This window comes from Psychrobacter sp. T6-6 (genome assembly GCF_052258185.1).
In the GTDB taxonomy this organism is placed as follows: domain Bacteria; phylum Pseudomonadota; class Gammaproteobacteria; order Pseudomonadales; family Moraxellaceae; genus Psychrobacter.
This window is the reverse complement of sequence record NZ_JBQQEX010000004.1, coordinates 286441-308500: the sequence shown is the minus strand read 5'-3', so window position 1 is coordinate 308500 and position 22060 is coordinate 286441. Positions and strand designations below refer to the sequence as shown.

19 protein-coding genes and 1 tRNA gene are annotated in these 22060 nt (G+C 45.5%); 6 read left to right on the top strand and 14 right to left on the bottom strand.

Annotated elements, in window-relative coordinates; genetic code table 11:
- Positions 1 to 42: 42 nt before the first annotated feature.
- From ACTXGL_RS09125 to speB, 5 genes are all read right to left on the bottom strand, one after another.
- Entirely contained in the window at positions 43 to 1779 is a 1737-nt protein-coding gene (locus tag ACTXGL_RS09125; protein ID WP_443526371.1) for a 5-guanidino-2-oxopentanoate decarboxylase, read from the bottom strand.
- Between the two features lie 140 nt (positions 1780 to 1919).
- Positions 1920 to 2663, bottom strand: coding sequence for an MBL fold metallo-hydrolase (locus ACTXGL_RS09120; RefSeq protein WP_443526369.1), 744 nt, complete (start codon positions 2661 to 2663; stop codon positions 1920 to 1922).
- The gene (locus ACTXGL_RS09115; RefSeq protein ID WP_443526367.1) at positions 2660 to 3457 is read right to left on the bottom strand and encodes a carbon-nitrogen hydrolase family protein; all 798 of its coding nucleotides are present in this window, start codon (positions 3455 to 3457) and stop codon (positions 2660 to 2662) included. Before ACTXGL_RS09115 ends, ACTXGL_RS09120 begins: the two co-directional genes overlap by 4 nt.
- Complete coding sequence (locus ACTXGL_RS09110; protein ID WP_443526365.1) at positions 3454 to 4800, bottom strand: purine-cytosine permease family protein; 1347 nt, start codon at positions 4798 to 4800, stop codon at positions 3454 to 3456. The genes ACTXGL_RS09115 and ACTXGL_RS09110 overlap by 4 nt, the downstream gene beginning before the upstream one ends.
- Positions 4801 to 4930: 130 nt before the next feature.
- On the bottom strand, positions 4931 to 5899 hold the full coding sequence (gene speB, locus ACTXGL_RS09105; protein WP_443526363.1) for an agmatinase: 969 nt from the start codon (positions 5897 to 5899) through the stop codon (positions 4931 to 4933).
- 250 nt (positions 5900 to 6149) lie between these two features.
- Between speB and ACTXGL_RS09100 the strand changes: the two genes are divergently transcribed.
- Positions 6150 to 7052 carry a LysR family transcriptional regulator gene (locus tag ACTXGL_RS09100; protein ID WP_319052155.1) on the top strand — a complete coding sequence of 301 codons (903 nt, stop codon included), beginning with the start codon at positions 6150 to 6152 and terminating at the stop codon, positions 7050 to 7052.
- 14 nt (positions 7053 to 7066) lie between these two features.
- Here ACTXGL_RS09100 and ACTXGL_RS09095 read toward each other — a convergent pair whose 3' ends face one another.
- The 3 genes from ACTXGL_RS09095 to ACTXGL_RS09085 all read right to left on the bottom strand — a co-directional run bounded on the left by ACTXGL_RS09095 (position 7067) and on the right by ACTXGL_RS09085 (position 11261).
- Positions 7067 to 8860, bottom strand: a complete 1794-nt coding sequence (locus ACTXGL_RS09095) for a potassium/proton antiporter (RefSeq protein WP_443526361.1) — start codon at positions 8858 to 8860, stop codon at positions 7067 to 7069.
- Between the two features lie 204 nt (positions 8861 to 9064).
- Positions 9065 to 9400 (bottom strand): GlpM family protein, encoded by a 336-nt coding sequence (locus ACTXGL_RS09090; RefSeq protein ID WP_319052153.1) that lies wholly within the window; start codon positions 9398 to 9400, stop codon positions 9065 to 9067.
- Between the two features lie 190 nt (positions 9401 to 9590).
- The gene (locus tag ACTXGL_RS09085; protein WP_443526359.1) at positions 9591 to 11261 is read right to left on the bottom strand and encodes an alpha-keto acid decarboxylase family protein; all 1671 of its coding nucleotides are present in this window, start codon (positions 11259 to 11261) and stop codon (positions 9591 to 9593) included.
- 259 nt (positions 11262 to 11520) lie between these two features.
- On the opposite strand from ACTXGL_RS09085, the gene ACTXGL_RS09080 reads away from it, so the two are divergent.
- The 4 genes from ACTXGL_RS09080 to ACTXGL_RS09065 all read left to right on the top strand — a co-directional run bounded on the left by ACTXGL_RS09080 (position 11521) and on the right by ACTXGL_RS09065 (position 13430).
- Positions 11521 to 11595: transfer RNA gene (locus ACTXGL_RS09080), tRNA-Gly, on the top strand.
- A 180-nt stretch (positions 11596 to 11775) separates the two neighbouring features.
- The gene (locus ACTXGL_RS09075) at positions 11776 to 12336 is read left to right on the top strand and encodes an HNH endonuclease family protein (protein ID WP_443526357.1); all 561 of its coding nucleotides are present in this window, start codon (positions 11776 to 11778) and stop codon (positions 12334 to 12336) included.
- A gap of 23 nt (positions 12337 to 12359) precedes the next feature.
- Complete coding sequence (locus ACTXGL_RS09070; RefSeq protein ID WP_443526355.1) at positions 12360 to 12989, top strand: class I SAM-dependent methyltransferase; 630 nt, start codon at positions 12360 to 12362, stop codon at positions 12987 to 12989.
- A 129-nt stretch (positions 12990 to 13118) separates the two neighbouring features.
- Positions 13119 to 13430 (top strand): DUF1244 domain-containing protein, encoded by a 312-nt coding sequence (locus ACTXGL_RS09065; protein ID WP_443526354.1) that lies wholly within the window; start codon positions 13119 to 13121, stop codon positions 13428 to 13430.
- A 75-nt stretch (positions 13431 to 13505) separates the two neighbouring features.
- On the opposite strand, the gene ACTXGL_RS09060 is transcribed toward ACTXGL_RS09065, so the two are convergent.
- The gene (locus tag ACTXGL_RS09060; protein WP_443526352.1) at positions 13506 to 13949 is read right to left on the bottom strand and encodes an SRPBCC family protein; all 444 of its coding nucleotides are present in this window, start codon (positions 13947 to 13949) and stop codon (positions 13506 to 13508) included.
- Between the two features lie 69 nt (positions 13950 to 14018).
- Positions 14019 to 15014, bottom strand: a complete 996-nt coding sequence (gene rluF / locus ACTXGL_RS09055) for a 23S rRNA pseudouridine(2604) synthase RluF (RefSeq protein ID WP_443526351.1) — start codon at positions 15012 to 15014, stop codon at positions 14019 to 14021.
- Positions 15015 to 15458: 444 nt separating this feature from the next.
- On the opposite strand from rluF, the gene ACTXGL_RS09050 reads away from it, so the two are divergent.
- Positions 15459 to 16259: an alpha/beta fold hydrolase gene (locus ACTXGL_RS09050; RefSeq protein WP_443526349.1), complete on the top strand. Its 801-nt coding sequence runs from the start codon at positions 15459 to 15461 to the stop codon at positions 16257 to 16259.
- Positions 16260 to 16372: 113 nt separating this feature from the next.
- Here the strand turns inward: ACTXGL_RS09050 and ACTXGL_RS09045 are convergent, their stop codons facing one another.
- From ACTXGL_RS09045 to ACTXGL_RS09030, 4 genes are all read right to left on the bottom strand, one after another.
- Complete coding sequence (locus ACTXGL_RS09045; RefSeq protein WP_443526347.1) at positions 16373 to 17077, bottom strand: hypothetical protein; 705 nt, start codon at positions 17075 to 17077, stop codon at positions 16373 to 16375.
- A gap of 298 nt (positions 17078 to 17375) precedes the next feature.
- On the bottom strand, positions 17376 to 18548 hold the full coding sequence (locus ACTXGL_RS09040) for a CaiB/BaiF CoA transferase family protein (RefSeq protein ID WP_443526345.1): 1173 nt from the start codon (positions 18546 to 18548) through the stop codon (positions 17376 to 17378).
- The gene (locus ACTXGL_RS09035; RefSeq protein ID WP_443526343.1) at positions 18541 to 20742 is read right to left on the bottom strand and encodes a 3-hydroxyacyl-CoA dehydrogenase NAD-binding domain-containing protein; all 2202 of its coding nucleotides are present in this window, start codon (positions 20740 to 20742) and stop codon (positions 18541 to 18543) included. Before ACTXGL_RS09035 ends, ACTXGL_RS09040 begins: the two co-directional genes overlap by 8 nt.
- 71 nt (positions 20743 to 20813) lie before the next feature.
- The gene (locus ACTXGL_RS09030) at positions 20814 to 22022 is read right to left on the bottom strand and encodes an acetyl-CoA C-acetyltransferase (RefSeq protein ID WP_443526341.1); all 1209 of its coding nucleotides are present in this window, start codon (positions 22020 to 22022) and stop codon (positions 20814 to 20816) included.
- Positions 22023 to 22060 lie beyond the last annotated feature (38 nt).

Genomic DNA, 22060 nt, shown 5'->3' with positions numbered 1-22060 from the left:
GAACAATCAGTTTTATTATTAGTAGCGCTAATATTGATAGCGTTAGCTAAAATAAGTGACAGTTTTCCCCATTTCTTTTAAAAACTCATCCGCTTCATCAATCTCATAGATGATTGGCTGCTTGCCTTTGATGTCTGATTGCAACGACTCTAACAGCTGTTGCTTATCGGTAATTCTGCGATAACCAGCGCCAAACCCTGCAGCTAGTGGCTCAAAGTTTGGCGTTTTGATATTGACACCGATCAGTGGCAAACCGCCCTCTTCCATATAACGGCGAATCTCGCCATAGCCTTGGTTGTTCCACAGCAGTACAATCAATGGCAGCTCAAGCTCGGCGGCGCAAATAAGTTCCGCAATCGTGAACTGTATACCACCATCCCCGATTAAGCTGACGACTGGTAGGTTTGAACCAATCATAGCCCCGATCGCAGCGGGCAAACCATAACCTAGCGTGCCAAAGCCCGTTGAGGAGTTAAACCATTTGCGCGGTGCCAATGCTTCAAAACCAAGGTTGCCGCTATAGACAGGCTGGGTTGAGTCGCCCACAAAAATCACGCCCTCTACCTCATCTCGAATCAGTTTTAGCAAGGCGTTTTGACCGGCAAAGTCTGGGGTTGTCTCTTCTATGAGCGCTTGTTTTGCAGCATTCACTCGTGACAATGCCTGATGGTCAAATACCTGCCCGTTTGATATCTGAGTTTCTAAACGATTGCATAGACCACTGATAGCCATCTGTGCGTCAGACAATACCGCGATATCCGCTATAAACGGACGCTGCAATTGCTCAGCATCGCAGTCGATACGCACTAGTGTGCCATTGATTTTGAACTCACCATTAAAGAACACATCGTAATCGGTCTCACCCAGCTCCGTACCAATGGCGAGTACCCAATCTGCCTCTGTAATCACCGCTCGACCCGCGTCTAATGACTGGTTACTGCCTAGACTTAACGGATGGCTAGGTGGCAGTAATCCTTTAGCATTGATGGTCAAAAACGTAGGCACATCGATCAGCTCTGCCAGTCTTTGCGCATCCTGATCGACATCGACACAGCCACCGCCATAAAGCAATACTGGGTTCTTTGCGGTTTTTAATGATTCGATAATCAGATCCAATTGCGCAGGGTTTGGCAGTGGTCTCATCACTTGTGGTAGGGTCAAGCTGTTCTTGTCAGCTTGGCTATCAGCTACACCCTTTAGACTAGGCGGTTTGGCAACATGGCTGGCATCAGCGGTAATAACATCAATAGGCAACTGAATATGGACTGGCCCTGGACGTGCGCCATTAAATAAGGCAAAGGCTTCGGCGATAACTTTGGGCAATGTCTCAGGCTGCCAGATGGTTTTGCTCGTGAGTGCTACCTTACTGACCATGCCTTGCTGATCATGCAACTCATGCAAATGCCCCTCCCCGCTTCCCGTGTCTTTTACCTTATTGACGCTAGAGATAACCAGCATCGGTATAGAGTCAGCCAATGCTTGCGCCATCGCTGTCATGATATTGGTCATGCCAGGGCCTGTGATGATAAAACACACGCCAATCTTGCCTGAGGCACGGTAATAACCATCTGCCATGAACCCAGCGCCTTGCTCGTGACGCGGGGTCACATGGCGAATATTGGTATTGGGCAGGCCGCGATATAGCTCTACCGTATGCACGCCCGGTATGCCAAACACCGTCTCTACCCCATAATATTCTAGCCACTGGACGAGCAACTCACCGCAAGTTAGAGATGGAGCTGTGGGCGATATAGAAGGCGTTTGTGTCAATTGGGTCATGAGGCAATCATCCTAAAAATTTAATAAGTATTGAGTTAGATGTTTTATTGGAAATAGCTTTCTATTTAGCATCGTTATTTTTTTAGTAGCTATTTATGTTGAATAGCAATTTGTTTTAGATTCTGGCTAAATGCAATGAATCAAAAATCATGATGGCGTAACCAGTCATCAATCATCACATGCAAACGCTTGCCTGAAAAACTGGGGAAATGCCCTCCATGGACGACTCGTACAGGCAGCGCATTGAGACGGCGCATGCTTTCGGCATAGTCAGCCATGTCGCTGTGCCATGTATCTTCAATCAATGGACCGTCATAGATAAGATCACCAGAAATGAGCGTTTCGCTGGCCGCTTCCCATAAAGCAATGCCACCTGGTGAATGACCCGGCGTATGAATCACCTCAAATCGCCGATTGCCCAAATCGATCATATCGCCATCTTCTAATGTCATAATTTTGGCGGGTGCTGCGATTTTGTAGCCGCAATGAGCGTAAGGCTCGGGCGGCAACGCATCAAACATCTCGTCATTGACAAACATATCTGCCAACGTACGCGCATTGTCTGGTTCAGCGAGTATATGCGCTTCAGCAGAATGCACGTGACAGCAGTCAAACTCGCTCGCAGCGCCGATGTGATCAAAATGCGTATGACTGGCAACGCCCACGATATCGCGATCACTGAGTAAAGCGACATGACGACGCAGCGGTACTGCCCCTAATCCGAAATCGACCAATAGATCGCGCTGGCTGCCGCGCACGTGCCACAGATTGCAACGAAAAAACGGCTTAATCCACGGCTCATCGATGAGCGTGACACCATCGCTATGCGCGGTGGTGCGATACCAGTTCTCTGGTTTGATACGCGCTAGTGATTGTTTACTCATAAGTCAGCTCCATTAGAAATATCCAAGCGGCTGAGATTTAAGTCACTGAGATAGTTTTGGTGCGTACGGCTTTCATCAATACGGGCGAAATCGATATCGACGATCATCGTGCCAGCCGTTAGGCCAAGTCTGCCGAGCACCTCACCATCGGGGTCAGCGACGATGCTATTACCACAATAATAAAGATTATCTTCTACACCCGAGCGATTAATACAAGCGACAAAGCATTGATTGTCCATGGCACGAGCGCGTATTTGAAGCACTTGACGCTCGGCATTTGGCAGCATATTAGCCGTTGGTGACAGGATGATTTGTGCCCCAGCTTGCGCCAGTTCTCTTGCTACTTCTGGGAACTCATTGTCATAACAAATCATTAGACCCAACTTACCAAAACGCGTATCGATCACACAGGGCTTTTTACCTGCTGTAAAGAACTGATGTTCGCGATCCCACAAGTAGCGCTTGTCATAAGTCGCAAGATGCTTGCCGTTATCGTCTATTAATATAGCAACGTTACTCAGCTCACCACTATCTCGGCGTTCAGCAAGCCCAAAGAGCACATGTAAATTGTACTGATTAGCCAACTTTGCCACTTGAGTCACAATGGGCCCATCGATCGCTTCCGCTAAATCATCAAGGCGCTCAAAGATGTTGTAGCCTGTAAATGCAAGCTCTGGTAATGCAATCAGATCTACTTTTGCCTCCACAGCTAGGCGGCAAAGCGACTCTAGTGCGTCTAGATTAGCGACTGGTTCAGCCCGTGAGGGATTGGTTTGAGCAATCATCAATTTCATAATGATGGCTCCTCGTGAGTGGAATTGATGGCATCACTAGGACGAGTAAACACAGTCGCACCTAACCAGTAGAGACCACCTGTAATGATAAAGACAGGTAATGAGGCACCAAATGACGGCGGTGCAATCAATGTCCAATAAGCTGCTAGAGCCGCACCCATCACGTAAGCTGCAATCGCAATCTTTGCGGTAGGACGTCCCAGTTGATGCGTGGCATCAAGCAATCTTGCCGTATAGCCTTCTTTACTAACAAGGTAATAATCGACGATCATGACTGAAAATGCGGGGATAAATAGCGCGCCTACGATCAATAGGAAATTTTGGAATTGATCTAAGATACCCGGAATCAGCGCGCCAAAAATGGTGACCAAACCAATGATAAGAGCAGGCTTCCAAAAGCTCATATTAGGCTTGATGTTCATGCAGGATAACGTGGCGCTATAGACAGCCATAACATTGGTCGTCATAACCGAGAAGAAAATAACCAATGCGGCTGGCAAACCAAAACCGAAGTCAGCGAGCAAACGCGTCGGATCATAAGTCTGCTCCATACCATACATGATAGACAGACCTGAGATGGTCGCACCCAACCCCATGGCAACGATGGCTGCCACAATATAACCAAAATACGTGCCCCATATGGCTACTTTTGGGGATTTACAATTGCGATTATAATCGGCGGCAGAAGACATCCACGAAAAAGCAGTAGCAATGACAATATCAAAGGCGATACCTAAGGTAATACCGTTGCGTGACTCAACAGGCATCTCAAACAGTCTTGAGACATCGTAATGTTGGTTGAGTTGATAGAGCACTATAACGGTAAGCGCCGCCATTGCCAATGCAGCCCAGCGTTCGACAAGCTCGATGCCAAGGTGACCACGTAGCACAATCAGCACCACCACGGTCTCGCACAAAATCACAAACAGCGGTAGGTTGCTATAGCCTGTAGTAGCCTCAACCGCGTAATCAAGACTCATGCCAGCCAATAGCGCCTGAATACAGCTCCACGCAATCAGCACACCCATATTTACTAACGAGATCAATTGACTACCAACGGGGCCATAAGCACGGCGCGTCAGCGCCATCGATGGCAGTCCGGTACGCTGCCCCATTAGACCGACCAACAGCAGGGGAATCGCCCCAATCAATGAACCAATGAGCACGGTGGTGATAGCCGTCGTGAACTGTAAATCAGGTACGAGTAACATGCCCGTCAAAATGGTCGTCACCACAATATTGGCGCCAAACCATAACGCAAACGTACCAATCGAGCCTAGACTTTGTCCAGCCTCATTTGGAGAAAGGGTGTCTTGACCAAAAAACGAAGAGGATTTACTCATTGGGGTCTTCCTTAACCAAATTGCATTCATACCAGCGGCTCAAAAACGCTGATAACCATGTCCTTGTCTACTCACATACCCTATTCGGATAGCTGCTTTACCTGCAGCTCTAACTAATAAGCGGCGGCTCTTAGTAGACGGCTTTTACCTTATCGTCATAGCGTACGCCTGGTAAGATACATAGCATCTCAAATAGCAGGTTCGCCGCCAGTACAGAGGTGTTGCCAAATGGATCATATGGTGGTGATACTTCGACCAAGTCACCACCAACCACATCAAGACCGCGCATCCCGCGAATGATTTCGATACCTTGCGTGGAGGTCAAACCACCAATCTCAGCGGTACCCGTACCAGGCGCAAACGCAGGGTCAATCCCATCAATATCAAAACTTAAATAAACAGGACCATCGCCGAGCTTTTCGCGTACTTCTGCCATGAGTGGCGCAAGCGACTTATACCAGCATTCTTCAGCAGGCACGACGCGAAAGCCTTGCTGGGTCGACCAGTCAAACTCTTCGGCGCTATAACCTGTACCACGCAGACCAATCTGTACCACACGGTTGCCATCGATTAGGTTTTCTTCGACAGCGCGGCGGAACGGTGTGCCATGAGCGATTTTTTCGCCAAACATGTCGTCGTTGATATCAGCGTGAGCATCGATATGCACCATACCGACAGGGCCGTGTTTTTTGGCGAGTGCACGCAGGATAGGTAGTGCGATGGTATGATCGCCGCCTAGCGTGAGCGGAATGGCACCATGCTTAACGATTTTTTCTGAATAGAATTTTTCGATGATATCAACGCTTTTTAGCAGGTTGAATGTATTGATAGGTACATCACCGATATCAGCCACTTGTAGTGACTCAAATGGTGCAGCACGCGTAGCGACGTTATAAGGGCGAATCATTCTTGACTCATCACGAATCTGTCTAGGGCCCAATCTAGCACCGCTACGGTTGGAGGCACCAATGTCTAGAGGCACACCAACGAATGCCACATCTAACCCTTCAGCATCAGCCTGAGTTGGCAGACGCATCATAGAAGCAAAGCCGCCAAATCTTGGCATGTCGTTGCCACTTAATGGTTGATTGAATGTCATAAGTTACTTCCTTGTCCGTTTTGTTTATATACACAATTTGCTACATACGATTGACAATACATAAATATAAGGGAAGGAACCATGGTAAAATTTAGAAGTAAACTTTTGGTTTTTCGTAGTAAAGTGTCTTTATCGGTTATTACCAGAAGTTTAGAAGCAATAATACTGATCAAATACCAGTGGCTAAAAATATACATCGTCGAGGCAGGACAACTTTAAGACAGTACGTCATTGAAAAAAGGAATCGATTTTGATATTAGATGAGCTGATAAAAATAGACATCAAAACACTACGTAGCTTTATGGCTATCGTGGAGTGCCAAGGCGTGACTGCCGCTCAGTCACGTTTGAGTGTCACAACCTCGGTGATCAGTGGTCATCTCACTCATTTAGAAGATCGTTTGGGCATGACATTATGTCACCGTGGTCGAGCAGGGTTTAAGCTGACAGAGGACGGTGCGGCGGTCTATGAGGCATGTTTGGGTTTTACCGAATCAGTCGCAAGCTTTCAGCATCAGCTGCATTACATTAAGCAATTAGATTCAGTACACGGCGGCCATATCAGGCTGTGCTTGATTGATCAGATGCCCAAGTTTTTTTATGACGCGCTTAGACAGCGTCTTGCCAGCAGCTACCGTGATAACCCACTGATTCACTTTTCTATCGACGTACAAAGTCCTGAGAGCATGTTAGAAAAGCTCGTAAGTAACGAGAGCGATATCGGTGTGGGTTATTTTGGCAGCTTTCCACCGTTACTTACATTTCAGCCAGCATTTGTTGAAAAGCAAGTGGTCTGCTGCGGACGCGAGCATAGGCTTTTTTATAACTCAGATGATTTGACACTTGAGGATTTAGAGCAAAATTATCCATGGATAAAAAGAGGCTATGTGGTTGAACATCATATTAATCACATCCGACCCAAAACCTTGAGCGCCACCACTTACCATATGGAGGCGACGGCGCAGCTTATCCTTGCAGGCCATCATGTTGGCTACTTACCGCGTGATCTGGCGAGGCGTTACGAAGGTATGGGACTGATGAAAATACTCCTACTCAATGAAGCAAGCTACGACGTCGAGCATCACTGGGCGTACCGGGAAAACCAGCCCAAGCAAGCGGCTGATTTTTTAAACAAGATGATGAACTTGCTATAAAAATAGGATGACTATCACATCTCTGTAGTAGACGGTTGTTGGTGCTTTAGACCTATGCTTCTTAGCTTGCCTTTATCACCCACTTCTTTGATAACCAGCGACCATTCGTCATTTACCACGATGGTATCGCCTGAGACTGGTGCGGTACCTAAGTGTGATGTCACATATTCAGCGACTGTCTGCTCCCACATGTCGTCTCGGCTATTGTTATCCGTCTTTTTCAGCTTTTTTACTAGCGTATCGGACGCCATTACTTCTGCAAAAAATGGTAAATCTCCGAGTTTGACGCTGGGTGACAGCAACCAATCACCATAAAAATCGTCGATAGCCTTACGACCTAGTGTCGTATCATTGAAAATTTTGGCGATTTTGCTCGCGTGACTGCCGCGCATGGCATACCAGACGCTATCGCCAAACTTTAGCTTTGTGTTTTCGTCCACCACAACAATTTGTTGCCCCCGCACCAGTGCAAAGATACTGATCTCATCATGGTCGATGCTTTTAGATATTCCCATAGGATGACGGCCAATGGCAAATGCACCTGATTGTGCTTCAAACTCGTATAAAGTAATACTCGCCTTATCTGATACCCAGACCTCATGTTCCTCTTTTGGATCTTTATTGGTCGGAATACGTACCTTAAACAAATTTGCCATAGTAGGAATGGTCGTACCTTGTAATATGAGCGACAACACTACAACCCCAAACGCAATATCAAACAGCATAAAGGCGTTATCAATTCCCGCCATGACAGGCAAAATAGCAAGGGTGATGGGCACTGCACCGCGCAAACCGACCCAAGAGATAAACCCAATCTCGCGGTCTTTAAACTTAAACGGCTTCACACTCGTATAGACCGCAATAGGACGGGCAACAAATATCATAAAGACCGCTATCGCCACCGAATAATGCCAGACGTTAAGGACGTTTGAGGGAGTCACCAGTAGCCCCAATACCACAAATAGTACCGCTTGCGATAGCCAAGCAAAACTGTCCATTACGCGCATGACATGCTCGGTTGAGCGTACCTTGTGGTTGCCTATTAGCACCCCTGTCAAATACACTGCCAAAAACCCACTACCGCCAATCAAGTTGGTCGCGGCAAACACCGCCAAGCCTGCCGACAGTATCAAAATGGCATACATACCCTCTGCCAGATGTATCTTGGGCAATAGCCGAGATAACAGATATCCAAAAATCAAGCCCATCCCCAAGCCAAAGCCCAGCTGCTCCAACAGTAAAACTAAAAAACCAAAGACGGTTTGACCAGCAGGGTCGACGTTTAGAGCAATGAGTCCTGTCACTAATAATATTGCCAAGGGATCATTGGCACCAGACTCTAGCTCAAGCGTTGCTTGCACACGATCGTTGAGCTTGACGCCGCCATTACGCAATAGAGAGAATACCGCTGCCGCATCGGTCGAGCCCACAATCGCCGCCATCAATAGACCAAAACGCCAATCGACATCGAGTAGCCATGTGACAAACACGCCAAGCACTAGAACCGTGACCAGCACGCCCCAAGTCGCTAAGGTTATTGCAGGTTTTAGACCGACCCGAAATGACTTAAAGGACGTACGCAAACCACCGTCTAATAGAATACAGGCGAGCGCTGCTTGACCCACAAAGTTGGCAATCCCATATTGAGAAAATTCAATACCCAAGATCCCCTGCTCACCTGCTAACATACCGACTATCAAAAACAGTAGTAGTAATGGCACACCTAAGCGTGCCGACAATGTGCTCGCCATGATACTGGCAAAGATTAGCACTGACCCTACAAGGTATAGGATATTTAAGGTATCCATTTTTGAAGCCCTATTTTTATCGTTGTTATATTAGTATGTGGTGCAGCATAATAGTAATCGATTGCCAAAATATTTGCGTTATTCCACTGTGAGCAAACATCACGCCAGATAGCCTTTGATCATAAATCTTTTGCTTGCCTATCTATACTTCCTCTATCTTATCCAGCACCCCTATTCTCACAGAGTGCTCTCTATCATAAAACTCTACGTCTGAATATACTGCCATGCTAATACCAAAATTGCCGCTGCAATTAGCCAAGCGACGACGCCTAATAGAAGTGCTTTATACAGTCCGATATAACTGATGCTAAAAAATACGGCAAAGGTATAAATCAGGTGCGGTATGACCCCCAGCATACTAAATATCAACGCGACCTTTAAATCTGCGGGACTACGCTCAGTACCAACAATAAAGTGACTGATTAGAGTAAATGTAGGAAACAGTGGCGCAAGTGCAGCCAAATAAAAGAACCGAGTTTGTGCAAACAATTGAATAGCCAGTACCATCAACGCGCCAATAAGCATTTTTAACCAAATCACGACGGGGTTATCTCCTATTGAATATAAAGGCTATACGTAGCCCAATCAGCCATGATACTAGAGTCTACGAATTGACATAAGAGGCGTCGCTGATTAATTGACTAGTGTGATAAAAAAATGCAAAAAACCCCATTTAGCCATGTTGCTAAATGGGGTTTTCGCTTTTATTAAGTAAGCTTTTACAAGTTACTTAATCCTTCTTTGGTTTTAGTGCGGCGCTAATATCGGCTAGCAATGGCGGAATATCATGCTTATCAGCGATGACTTCTATCATTACGAGCTTATCGGTAGTCGCGGCAGCTTTGTTTAAAGCCGCTTTTAGCTCGCCTGCTGTTTCTGCTTTGAGCAATACACTATTCGCTTCAGTGGCGCCAAACGCTTTTGGCATGATCTGCCAATCGCATTTAGGAATATCGTTGTAGTATTGGTTCTCGCCATGGATGGCGCGCTCCACCGTATAACCATCGTTATTGATTAGGACGATTACTGGATTGATACGCTCTTGAATCATAACCGCCAGTTCTTGGATAGTAAGTAGTGCTGAACCATCACCAATCAATAAAACACTGCGCTTATCTGGCGAGGCAACCGCTGCACCTAAGCTGGCTGGCAACGTATAGCCGATCGACCCCCACATTGGCTGCCCATATGACGTCACGCCCTCTGGCAGACGCACATCACTGATACCAAAGTATGCTGTTCCTTGCTCAGAGAACACTAGATTATTACGATCTAAGCAATCAGCAATGATATGCCATAGGTCGTCTTGGCGAATCGCCTCACTATCCCCGCCTTTTTGTTCATGCGGCTTAACTGGCTCACAGAAAGGTTTTGGTACGATATTGATGCCAGAGGTCATGACTTCATGCAAGGCCTGTAACGCATCTTGCAAGGCAATCGGTGCAAAGTTCTTTCCACTGATAGAAGCACGCTCATAATGCAAGTCGACTACTATACTCTCGTCAATATCTTGGCTAAATCCTGCGGTAGTGGTGTCCGTATATTGCACCCCTACTTTAATCAGACATTCGCAGTTTTCTACCGCATCTTTGACTATAGGACGTGAGGCAACACCTGCATAAGTACCAGCCCAGCGATCGCTGTTTTCATCAAGTAAGGTCTTACCCCAAGATAGCGTGGTATAAGGAATATCGGTGTCAGCGATTAACGCTTTGAGCTGTGGTTGTAAGCCCAAACGATGCACCATCAGATCTGCCATCAGGGTCGTGGTCTTATTTGGCAAAAATTCTGTTAGCGCTTGCTTGAAGTCCGACAATGCGGCTTGACTGGTGATATCTTCTTGACTATCAATCAGCTTGGTCGTTGGTGGATAGATAGGTTGGCGCGCGACATCTGGTGAGAGCAATAGATAACCTGGACGATGCTTTTTGAGAATCAGTCGAATGACTCTATCAATTTCTGAGGCGGCATTTTCAGGGGTAATCTGCGCTCGTGCTACCGTCACAGGCTCGACCATCTTAATAAAATGATTGAATACGCCATCGCCCAGCGAATGATGAATACGGCGCTTTGAATCTTGCAAAGCGGTGCTTGGTGCCCCTACGATATGCAAGACTGGTGCGTACTCGGCAAAAGAACCTGCCGTCGCATTAATAGCGGATAACTCCCCTACGCCAAAAGTCGTCACCATAGCGGCAAACCCACGCTCGCGTGCATAGCCGTCGGCCGCATAGCCTGCATTTAGCTCATTGGTGTTACCTACCCAGCGTAGCTTGTCAGAGGCAAGTACATTGTCCAAAAAAGTTAAGTTAAAATCACCTGGTACGCCGAATATCTCAGAAGCACCTGCTTCTGCAACACGATCAAACAAATAATCAGCGATGGTATACTGTTGACTCATTTTTTATCCCTATGACTTATCTTTATAAGTGTTGATAACTGTGAATGTAATTAAAGCGAAATTATAAAATGCGTTCCAGCTTATTTATATATGCAAAGCTTTTGGAATACATATTATAATAAACCGTTATAACATACATTTGTGGGCAGAGAACATGCCTATTTTAATAACTTTAATTTTTTTCGTCATAGGTGTTGACACCCAAAAAAAACTGCGTATAATACGCCTTCATCAACTGACGATAGTTAATTGATAATTAGCGGGAATAGCTCAGTGGTAGAGCATAACCTTGCCAAGGTTGGGGTCGAGAGTTCGAATCTCTTTTCCCGCTCCAAATACTTAAAAAGCCTCACTACTCTTTATATGAGCGGTGAGGCTTTTTTTTGTCTAATTTTCGGGGTTTGTAGCGATTTTTAGTATGGACTAAACAACCCAGTTGCTACGCAAATAGAGCTACTAAAGAAAATCACCGTGAACAGAACGTTTAAATATTGAGACGGAATCACGCTGGAATTTGGTAGAAAAAGCTTGGGAGCTCAATATTAGCAAAAGTTTAATTGCAGTTGAATTTGACCAAAATACTCATCAGTTATTTACTAAAGACACCAAACATCGCCGCATTGATATCACCAGCTCAAGAGGTGCATTAAACGGTTACCAAAAGAGCAGATGCTTTTACTGCTTTACAGAAATCAGCATAACTCATAATCACTCAATGCTAGCAGATATTGACCATTTTTTTCCGCATACCCTTAAATCTCAAGTAGCGACTGCTGATTGCTGTAGACCTATCAATGTCGATGGGGTTTGGAACTTAGTACTCGCTTGCTCTGATTGCAACCGCGGTATTGATGGCAAATCTGCTCAAGTACCCCATATCGAATTATTAAAAAGACTGCATACACGCAATGAATATTTGATTGGCAGTCATCACCCATTACGCGAAACCTTAATCAATCAAACCGGTAAAAATGAGAAGTCACGCCAGAATTTTTTGCAAAAGTCTTTCAACTTTTCAAAAGAGCATTTGATTCATGTCTGGCAACCTAGACAACAAGGAAACAGTCTTTTCTAATAATAATCGGCAATATATAATCCATGACAAATCAATTAAAGACCCTAGCCTTCTACAATAGCAACGCAAACTCATTCGTAGAGCAAACTATTGGTGTGGATATGCATCAGCTATATCATCCTTTTATAGCAACCCTACCTGCTAGATCACCAAACCAACAACACATATTAGACTTAGGCTGCGGCTCTGGTCGTGACAGTATCTACTTTGCCACCTTAGGTTTCAATGTTACTGCTATTGATGGTAGCCAAGTACTAATCGACCTTGCACAATCAAAATCTGCTGCCAAGCAAGATACGATTGAGTGGTATTGTGCTACGTTTGAGGATATTGTCCAAGAAAACTGGCAACATAAATTCACTGCTATCTGGTCCTGCGCTTCACTACTCCATGTACCTTATAGAGAGCTGCCTGAGCTAATAGAGAAATTACTACACATGCTGACAGAAGACGGAGGGTTGTACGCTTCATTTAAATATGGCGATAGTGAGCGTATAAAAGATGGTCGCTTTTTCAACGATATGAATGAAGTGCGCTGGGCAGCCACAAAGCAAAAAATTACTTGCGACTGTAAAGAAGAAACTTGGCTCACACTTGACCAGAGAGCAGATAGAAATGAAGCATGGTTTAATATTATAATTAGAAAGCTTTAAGCTGATAAACGGCTGCTATGATTGAGTTTATTTTGCGAGTTTTTGATACACCAACACAGGTTGCGCAATGTTTATATGATTAGTATCATCTAGTTTTAAAATAGCTCAACGACAATTAGGGAAAACCTTATGGCAAAATTAGAATCAAATATCGAATTAGAAGCTGCGGCATTTCGTCGCTTATTGGCGCATTTGGATGAGCGTAAAGATGTACAGAATATCGAGCTGATGAATCTTGCTGATTTTTGTCGTAACTGCTTGTCTAAATGGTATAAAGCTGCGGGTGAAGAGCGTGGTATTGACATCGACTACGAAGATGCACGCGAGCTCGTTTATGGTATGCCTTACGCTGAGTGGAAAGAGAAATATCAACAAAGAGCCACGCCAGAGCAGTTAGCGCGCTTTAATGAGATTGAAGCTGCCAAGAACAAAACCAATTAAAGCAAACGGGTAGCGGCTCAAATAAAATAGCCACTACCCGTAAGTTACATCAGACGAGCTCATATGACTACTAGATTAGCGGTTTTCTATAGATTTGAGTATGCTACTAAACCCTATGGTTCCTTGTTTTTGCATTTGACGGTCGAATAGACGACCAACTAATGGCAATGGTACCGTCAATCGACCCTCAGATACCCACGTCACGTGTGTGGTGCCATCACCCAAGTCCTTTAGGTCAATGACGCCTTTGTCGTGTCGCATCTTGATAGGTTTAGATTTTTCGATTTGGTATTGCATATGAGTAGGACGCTCAAACGCTGTAATTCGCTCCCAAAACTTAACAGGTCCTGTCTTAATGGTGCGCAAAGCGCCAACGCCATTGCGCTCCTCATCACCTTCAGTGACTAACTTAGCTACTCCTACCGCTTTAAATGATCCATAGCTCGCATGGTCACTCAAGGCTTCAAAAACGTCATCAATTGGTTTTTTGACAATGCGCTCTACTTTTATTTTAAACATAATAGTGTCTCGTTAAGGTTAGAATTATTTAGCTTACTGGCATTTTAAAATAAGTAAAGCAATCAGATGTTAACGTGAAGAGCGCTTAGCCCCGCGACCTTTTGAGGGACGCTTACCGTTTGTAGTGGGCTTACCATTGCCGCCAGCATTCTTGCCGCGACCAGTGGGACGTCCATCTCTGCCTTTAGACCCTGCGGGCTTTCTGGCATCATCCTTGGCATGTTTGTTACGCCCTTTTGAAGCGCCCGCCGATTTTGAAGATGGTTTTGACTTGGATGAGGTATCGTTATAAGGCTTTTTTCTTGGTGCTTTACGAGATTTTTTGCCTGAATGATTATCTTGTGACGAAGAGTTTTCTACAGCTTTAAGCAAATCAGTTAACTCCTTTGGCGTGAGATCTCGCCAATCGCCTACAGGGAGTCCTTTCAGACTGACATTCATAACTCGTGTACGTTCAAGCTTGACGACATCATAACCAAAATGCTCACACATACGGCGAATTTGGCGGTTCAGACCTTGGATGAGTATGATATTAAATATGTTAGGGGCAACCTTGGTTACGGGGCATTTTTTCGTCATTTTGCCCAGCATCGGCACGCCACCTGATAGCCCTTCAATAAAGCTGTCCGTTATCGGCTTATTGACCGTGACCAGATACTCTTTTTCGTGGTTGTTACCAGCACGCAGTACTTTATTGACCAGATCGCCATTGTTGGTCAAAAAGATCAGTCCTTGAGAGTCTTTGTCCAGTCGACCAATCGGAAAAATACGTACCCCATGTCTGACGAAATCAACAATGTTGTTTTTCTCAGAGCTTTCTGTCGTGCTTACAATACCCACAGGCTTATTCAAAGCAATAAATACAAAATCATCAGGCTCTCGTGGCTCAATCAACTGTCCGTTTACTTTTACGGTATCACCAGCGACCACTTGATCACCCACCGCAGCACGCTTGCCATTGATGTATACGTTACCTTGTTCCACAAAGCGGTCAGCGTCACGCCGTGAGCAAATACCACTTTCGCTGATATATTTATTTAGACGAGTCGAGGAAGCATTAAACATAAAGCACCGTTTTACCTGATAAGAAGTATTTTTACTAAAAAAGCCTACATTGAATGGGTCGCCTATAACGAGACTGCTGTCATTATATAGGAAATCCAGTAGCCCTTTGAGTAGAGATGGGCAAAAACCTAGAAATATATACAGAGTCGTGTAATCGTAAATAGCGGTAAGGCGACTTATTAATGGTAGCGACTCTCAGACAGGCATATACGAAGTCATTCGTAGTATACCCCTTACATCTACGATCGTACTGATATAACCCATTAACTTTAATGCTTGATTCAGAAGGAGCCTTTCTCAAAATTCATCGCTTTCAATGACCAAAGAACTCTGATACAAATAATAAGGTTAAAGGATTAACGCAGATATCACACAACGCAAATATCACGCTCTGTTTATTGTGCGTGTCATCACACTCAATAGTGTTCACACAAGGAAAAGATCATGCCAAATATTAATGTCAACGGAACTACTCTGTTCTATAGCGATGAAGGTCCCAAAGATGCGCCAGTATTGGTACTAAGTCACTCGCTATTTTTTGATCACAAAATGTTTGTTCATCAGATAGAGCAGTTATCTAAAACTATTCGCATTATAAGTTATGACGATCGAGATCAAGGTCAAAGTGCGCGTTCAGAGCTGACAAGCGTTGATATGGATACACATACTAATGACGCTATCGCCTTGATTGAAGCGCTTGAGCTAGGACCTTGTTTCTTCGCTGGTAACTCTATGGGCGGATTTATTGCGCTACGTTTAGCCGCTCGCCGTCCAGATTTATTAAAGGGTTGTATTGTACTTGGATCTAGCGGAGAGCTTGAGTACAAACTAGCCGATTTTTCACCTTTGGTAGAAGGATTAAGTGCACAAGGTACTGAGCCATTTATAGACACACTTATGTACATAATGTTTGGCGATGATTACTTGGCAAATGCCTCTCGAGCAAGCGAGCGTGAGTACTGGCGCGAACATATGCTAAAGCTAAAACCAGACATTGCGCGTAGTGCCGATGGCGTTATTCATCGTACGGGTATACTAGATGAAATTGAGGGCTGTCGGGTACCTATGCTGGTATTAGCAGGTGAGCAAGACCATGCGTATGAAGTACCTCTGTCAGAAAATATTGTTAAAAAGGTAGCAGACGGCAAGATGTTTGTCATTCCAAAGGCCGGTCACTCGGTAGCACTTGAGCAGCCAGAAATCGTTAATAATTTTATTGCCGATTTTATCTCAGCACATTCGTAATGATATGAGAGGCACTTAACCATAGCAATCAAAGGGCGCTTTAGATCTATAATCTAGAGCGCCCTTTTATGGTGTGCCAAATGACTACTCATCTTACAAGATAGTGCTTCACCCTACTCGGCATCATCTAAAAGCCTATTTAACTCATCTACCATGGCATCATCTATGATGCTGTTTTCTACATAGCTGACCATTTCATCTATAGTTGTCAGGTCCATTGCACGAATACCTAACTCAGCCAGTTGCTTATTGATAGACGCTAAGCTGTCGTTGTCTTCAGCCTCATCTAACAAGTCTTCTTCGAATCGACCTCTAACGAACCAATACATCTTTTCGAGTACCGTGTCTTTTTTGGTCAACGTAGAATAACCATCGCCGTAGATAAATAGATTGAAATGATAAGGTATCTCTATATCATTAATAAAAAATTTACGCTGGCACTCTAACGTGTAGGCTTGGATCTCTTCACCTTCCACACTATCCGCGCTTGTATCGTCTTCGTCGTATTCAATCGCTTCCTCTACCAGTCCGCCCAGCAGTTGATAGTCGCCTACTTTGATTTTGTGATTATAAATGATAGCAGAGTCTGCGATTGCATCGAAAATAATGGCACTAACATCTAACGTATGATTATCAATATCATAAAATGCTTTGAGCGCTGGCAGAAACTCTGTCAGCTTGTCTTCGGGTACTTGAATGAGGAACTGCTGCTCATATATTTTGATCATATCTTCAGGAGCATAGGTATTGGCAGTATCGTTCTCATTTCTACCAGTAGGCTGCAAAGGTAGGAAATTATATGGGTTATTTGTGGTCATTCAGAACGGCCTTTTTGCTTAAGTTAATGTGTTAAATAGCGGTAAATATCGAACTAGCTAAACCTTTAAACACGTGATTTTTGAATATCATAGTGCCTTAGGTTCTATATGTATATTGTCTCTTATTCAGACGATTTTAGATAGACAGTTATAAACATACACGTTCAATCACTTCCTTTAGACAGGCAGTCTAAATGGCACAGACTAAAGATACGATACTAGCCAGCAACGGCTTAGTATCGCCTTCAAGCGCTAATCCAACTTTCACTTTTCGCTAAAGCTACTTACATACTAGTCGTTAATTGATTTGCTGCCACCCAGGCGTTGTATGATGCTCATCTTGATGTGCAAATAATGGATGCGCTTTAGCTTCATATAAATTCAATACAGGCGTCACACAGACATCCGTTGCTGCAAATACGCCCTGCCAATGCTCAAGCGTCTGACTGACAAATGTCTCCGCCATCGTTTTGGTGGCTGTTTGACTCTCAGGCGTAGTTGGCATGACCCCAAGTTGCCAATGTACTCCTTTGAGTTCAGGCAAATCCAGCACCTCGCATAAACCTTGCCAAAATTTTAGCTCCAATGCACCAACGGCCATATAGCGTAGGTCAGCGGTTTGGTACAGTCGGTAACATGGCAATGCGCCACCTAAAAAATCGTGCTGCGGCATAGGCGGTGTTGCTGAAGTATCACCTGACAAACGATTGATGAACTTACCCGTTACCTTTGGCATGACCATATGATTATAAAGGCTATGCGTCATGCTAATAGCAATATGTCGTCCTTTGCCGGTACGATGGGCGGCAAACACAGCAGCCAGTAGCGCAATCACTGCTGTATCACTACCACCTGCCAAGTCCGCAAACTGGATATTGGGCATGGCCTGCCCGCCTGCTGCTGTTTTTAACTGATCAAGCACACCGCTCATAGCCATAAAATTGATATCGTGACCGGCCTTATCAGCCCAGTTATGATTTACTTGAGAGCTATCTTTTAAGTAAGCATCTTCTAAGTAAGTACCTTCTAGATGCACACCTTCTTTTCCGTGAGACTCTTCTTTTGTGTCTTTGCCTGCCACACCATAACCAGTGATCGACACTATGACTAGCTTTGGGTTGATAGCATGAAGGGTCTTGGCATCTAGTCCGATGTCTGCAAGGATACCAGGGCGAAAGCTGTCTAGCATCACGTCAGCATTTTTGAGATGTGCCTTAATAGCTTCAATCGCTTTGGGGTCATGAAAGTCATGCTTCTCAGTCGTCTTACCGTGGTTTAAAGCCGCAAATAGCTCACCAAACACGCGAGCAGGATCGCCTTGTTTGGGTTCGATTTTGAGGATGTCTGCCCCTAGATCTGCAAGCAGGCGCGTGGCAAAGGGCCCTGGTAGGTTACGAGTCAAATCGACGACTCGTAACCCTTGTAGACAATCTGCCATTTGACCATGATTTGATACATGTACATCAGTCATCAGAGAACGCCTCGCCTTTGGCTGCCATGTCTAACAATATCTGGGCAGGCTCGAATCGTTCGCCGTATTTGGCCGCCAGCTCGCGACTACGCTTGACAAACTCATCGACGCCCATTGCATTGATAAACTGTAGCGTCCCGCCGTGCTGTGGGGCAAACCCCCAGCCAAAGATAGACCCTATATTGGTATCGGCGACCGAGCGTACGACGTTTTCTTCATAGCATCTCGCAGATTCATTGGCTTGAATAAACATTAAGCGATCAACTAGGTCCTGCTGTGAGGGTTGCTCTGACTGTGGTGGATACAAGTCGATAAGCTCAGGCCATAAATGCTTATTACCGTTTTCTGGATAATCATAGAACCCTTTGCCATTTTTTTTGCCTTCGCGCCCATGCTCATTGACCAGTGTCTTTAGTATCTCGTAAGAAGGGCGCACAGTGACAGGTTTGCCTTCGGCTGCCATATCCACCTGCTGCTGCTCGCTGACATGTAACGCTAGACTCAGTGACACTTCATCTTGCAATGCCAGGGGCGGCATAGGCATGCCCGTTCTTAATCCAGCGACTTCGATACTACGCGGGTGGATACCCTCGCCCAGCATCGCGATGCCCTCTGATACATAGGTACCAAATACTCTGGAAGTATAAAATCCATGGCTGTCATTGACGACGATAGGCGTTTTGCCGATTTGCAAAACATAATCGAACGCTTTGGCGAGCGTTGCATCGTCGGTTTCCGCGCCTACGATGATCTCAACGAGCGGCATCTTATCTACTGGAGAGAAAAAGTGCAGACCGATAAATTGGTTTGGGCGAGTGCTGGCTTTTGCCAGTCCTGTAATAGGTAACGTTGAGGTATTGGACGCATAAATAGCCGTGCTTGGAATCACTGTCTCACTCTGCTGGGTACACTTGGCTTTGATTTCTCGGTTTTCAAATACTGCCTCGATGACGAGATCACAATCAGCCAAATCATCGTAAGAGACGGTTGGTGTGATACGTGTTAAGAGGGTTTGCTTTTTCTCTTCGGTAGCGCGCTTTCGGCTGATGGCTTTATCCAAAATGTTAGCAGCATACGCTTTGCCTTTTTCAGCATTAGCAATATCTGTGTCCAATAGTACGACGTCTATACCTGCTTTGGCAGTGACATAAGCGATGCCTGCGCCCATCATACCAGCCCCTAAGATACCGACTTTTTTGGTCGGTGTCCGCTCAAACCCTTGAGGGCGAGACTGACCTTTCTTGATATTATTCAGCTGCGTCCATAGGGTGTTGATCATGTTTTTTGATTCAGTCGACAGCACACAAGCGGCAAAATAACGCGACTCGATTTCAAGTCCCGTATCGATATCTACCAAACAGCCCTCAAACACACAAGACATAATATGAGTAATCGCTGGATAGTTGCCGTGAGATTTTTGATTGGCCATGGCTGGGGCGATGGAGAATATAGGCACCACTTTGGGGTGTTTGCTATCACCACCAGGGATTTTAAAGCCTTTCTTATCCCATGGCTGCTGCACGCTTGGATTGTTTTGAATCCAGTCCTTAGCCTGCACCAGCATATCTGCATGATCGATAGCTGTCGCATCAATCAGACCGATGTCTTTCGCCGCAGCGACGCGCAACTCTTTGCCTTGCGTCATCAGCTCTAGTGCCACTTGAATACCGACCAATCGCGGCAAGCGCTGCGTACCGCCGCCGCCCGGCAGCAAGCCCAATTTCACCTCGGGTAGACCAAGCTTAGCCTTCGGCGTATCAATGGCAATGCGATAATGACAGGCAAGCGCCAACTCTAAACCACCGCCTAATGCGGTTCCTGTCATAGCAGCGACCACAGGTTTGCCTGATGTTTCAAGCTTACGCAAACTCCCTTTGAGATCTTCAGTCAGTGCAAATGCTTGCTCGGCTGTCTTTATCTGGTTCAATTGATCGATATCTGCGCCAACCACAAAGGTCTCTTTAGCCGATGTGAGAATCAAGCCTTTGGCTGAGTCATCATTGATAACGCTATCGACCACTGTGGCAAACGACTCCGTAAAACCGTCACCGATGACATTCATTTTGCGTTTGCTTTGGTCAATTGTAACGGTAACGATGCCATCGTCATCACGCTGGGCGGAGAAGTTTTCTAATGCTTTAATGACTGTCACGCTATCTGTTGTCTGGTTAGCTGCCTGGTTGTTTGTCATCATTTTTATCCCTTAAATGATTCTTTATCTATTGTTTTTTGCCTACTTGTTTTTCATTTTATTTGAGAAAGAAGTTAAACGCGCTCGATGATGGTGGCAATGCCCATACCACCGCCCACACATAGCGTGATCATGGCGGTCTTGAGGTCACGGCGCTCTAACTCATCGAGGACGGTCGTCATTAGCATCGCACCCGTTGCCCCAAGCGGATGACCCATGGATATTGCACCACCATTAACATTGACAATATCAAGCGAGATTCCAAAATCATCAGCAGTATTCATCGGGACAGCAGCGAATGCTTCGTTGATTTCCCACAGGTCTATATCAGAGGCTTGCATGCCCGCTTTATCGAGGGCTTTTTGGCAAGCTGGCGTTGGACCTGTCAGCATGATGGCAGGTTCTGAGCCAATAACTGATGCCATCTTGATTTTGGCGCGTGGTTTTAGACCTGCTTTTTGACCAGCAGCAGCACTACCGACCAAACAAATCGCGGCCCCATCAACGATGCCTGAAGAGTTACCTGCATGATGTACATGGTTGACGGTTTCAATCGTGGTATATCGGTCCAATATCACGCTATCAAAGCCCATTTTACCTGGCATAACAAAAGAAGGTTTAAGACCTGCTAAAGTCTCGACATTGGTATTAGGGCGGATGGTTTCATCTTTATCCAGCAGCATCATACCGTTGAGGTCGGTGACAGGGACGACAGATTTGTCGTAATAGCCCTTCTCCCAAGCATTTGCAGCGCGGCGATGCGACTCGGTGGCAAAGGCGTCGACATCACTACGACTAAAGCCTTTGAGCGTCGCGATAGTATCCGCACCCACGCCTTGCGGTACAAAATGCGTCGCTTCATTGACGCGTGGATCCATGTACCAAGCGCCGCCATCAGAGCCCATCGGCACACGGCTCATGGACTCAACGCCGCCCGCCACCACCATATCCTCCATACCTGACATGACTTTGGCAGCCGCCAGATTGATAGATTCCAGACCAGAGGCACAAAAGCGAGACAAAGTTAACCCAGCCACACTTTGTGCCCAGCCAGCATCAATCACGGCGATACGCGCAATATCAGAGCCCTGTTCGCCGACTGGCGTCACGCAGCCAAGCACCACATCATCAACCAAACTGGTATCCAAGTTGTGACGCTGTTGCATCTCTTTTAATAGGGTACGCGTTAGCCAAATCGGTGATGCCTGATATAAGGATCCATCCTTTTTTCCTTTGCCACGTGGCGTACGGATAGCATCGTAAATATATGCAGTCTCAGTCATAAAAAATCCTTTTTTATTTTTAAATAAACCATCATTTC

Excerpts from the sequence above, each read along its gene's own strand:
- ACTXGL_RS09125 (WP_443526371.1), bottom strand. The coding sequence starts at position 1,779 with ATGACCCAATTGACACAAACGCCTTCTATATCGCCCACAGCTCCATCT.
- ACTXGL_RS09120 (WP_443526369.1), bottom strand. The coding sequence starts at position 2,663 with ATGAGTAAACAATCACTAGCGCGTATCAAACCAGAGAACTGGTATCGC.
- ACTXGL_RS09115 (WP_443526367.1), bottom strand. The coding sequence starts at position 3,457 with ATGAAATTGATGATTGCTCAAACCAATCCCTCACGGGCTGAACCAGTC.
- ACTXGL_RS09110 (WP_443526365.1), bottom strand. The coding sequence starts at position 4,800 with ATGAGTAAATCCTCTTCGTTTTTTGGTCAAGACACCCTTTCTCCAAAT.
- speB (WP_443526363.1), bottom strand. The coding sequence starts at position 5,899 with ATGACATTCAATCAACCATTAAGTGGCAACGACATGCCAAGATTTGGC.
- ACTXGL_RS09095 (WP_443526361.1), bottom strand. The coding sequence starts at position 8,860 with ATGGATACCTTAAATATCCTATACCTTGTAGGGTCAGTGCTAATCTTT.
- ACTXGL_RS09085 (WP_443526359.1), bottom strand. The coding sequence starts at position 11,261 with ATGAGTCAACAGTATACCATCGCTGATTATTTGTTTGATCGTGTTGCA.
- ACTXGL_RS09070 (WP_443526355.1), top strand. The coding sequence starts at position 12,360 with ATGACAAATCAATTAAAGACCCTAGCCTTCTACAATAGCAACGCAAAC.
- ACTXGL_RS09065 (WP_443526354.1), top strand. The coding sequence starts at position 13,119 with ATGGCAAAATTAGAATCAAATATCGAATTAGAAGCTGCGGCATTTCGT.
- ACTXGL_RS09060 (WP_443526352.1), bottom strand. The coding sequence starts at position 13,949 with ATGTTTAAAATAAAAGTAGAGCGCATTGTCAAAAAACCAATTGATGAC.
- rluF (WP_443526351.1), bottom strand. The coding sequence starts at position 15,014 with ATGTTTAATGCTTCCTCGACTCGTCTAAATAAATATATCAGCGAAAGT.
- ACTXGL_RS09050 (WP_443526349.1), top strand. The coding sequence starts at position 15,459 with ATGCCAAATATTAATGTCAACGGAACTACTCTGTTCTATAGCGATGAA.
- ACTXGL_RS09045 (WP_443526347.1), bottom strand. The coding sequence starts at position 17,077 with ATGACCACAAATAACCCATATAATTTCCTACCTTTGCAGCCTACTGGT.
- ACTXGL_RS09040 (WP_443526345.1), bottom strand. The coding sequence starts at position 18,548 with ATGACTGATGTACATGTATCAAATCATGGTCAAATGGCAGATTGTCTA.
- ACTXGL_RS09035 (WP_443526343.1), bottom strand. The coding sequence starts at position 20,742 with ATGATGACAAACAACCAGGCAGCTAACCAGACAACAGATAGCGTGACA.
- ACTXGL_RS09030 (WP_443526341.1), bottom strand. The coding sequence starts at position 22,022 with ATGACTGAGACTGCATATATTTACGATGCTATCCGTACGCCACGTGGC.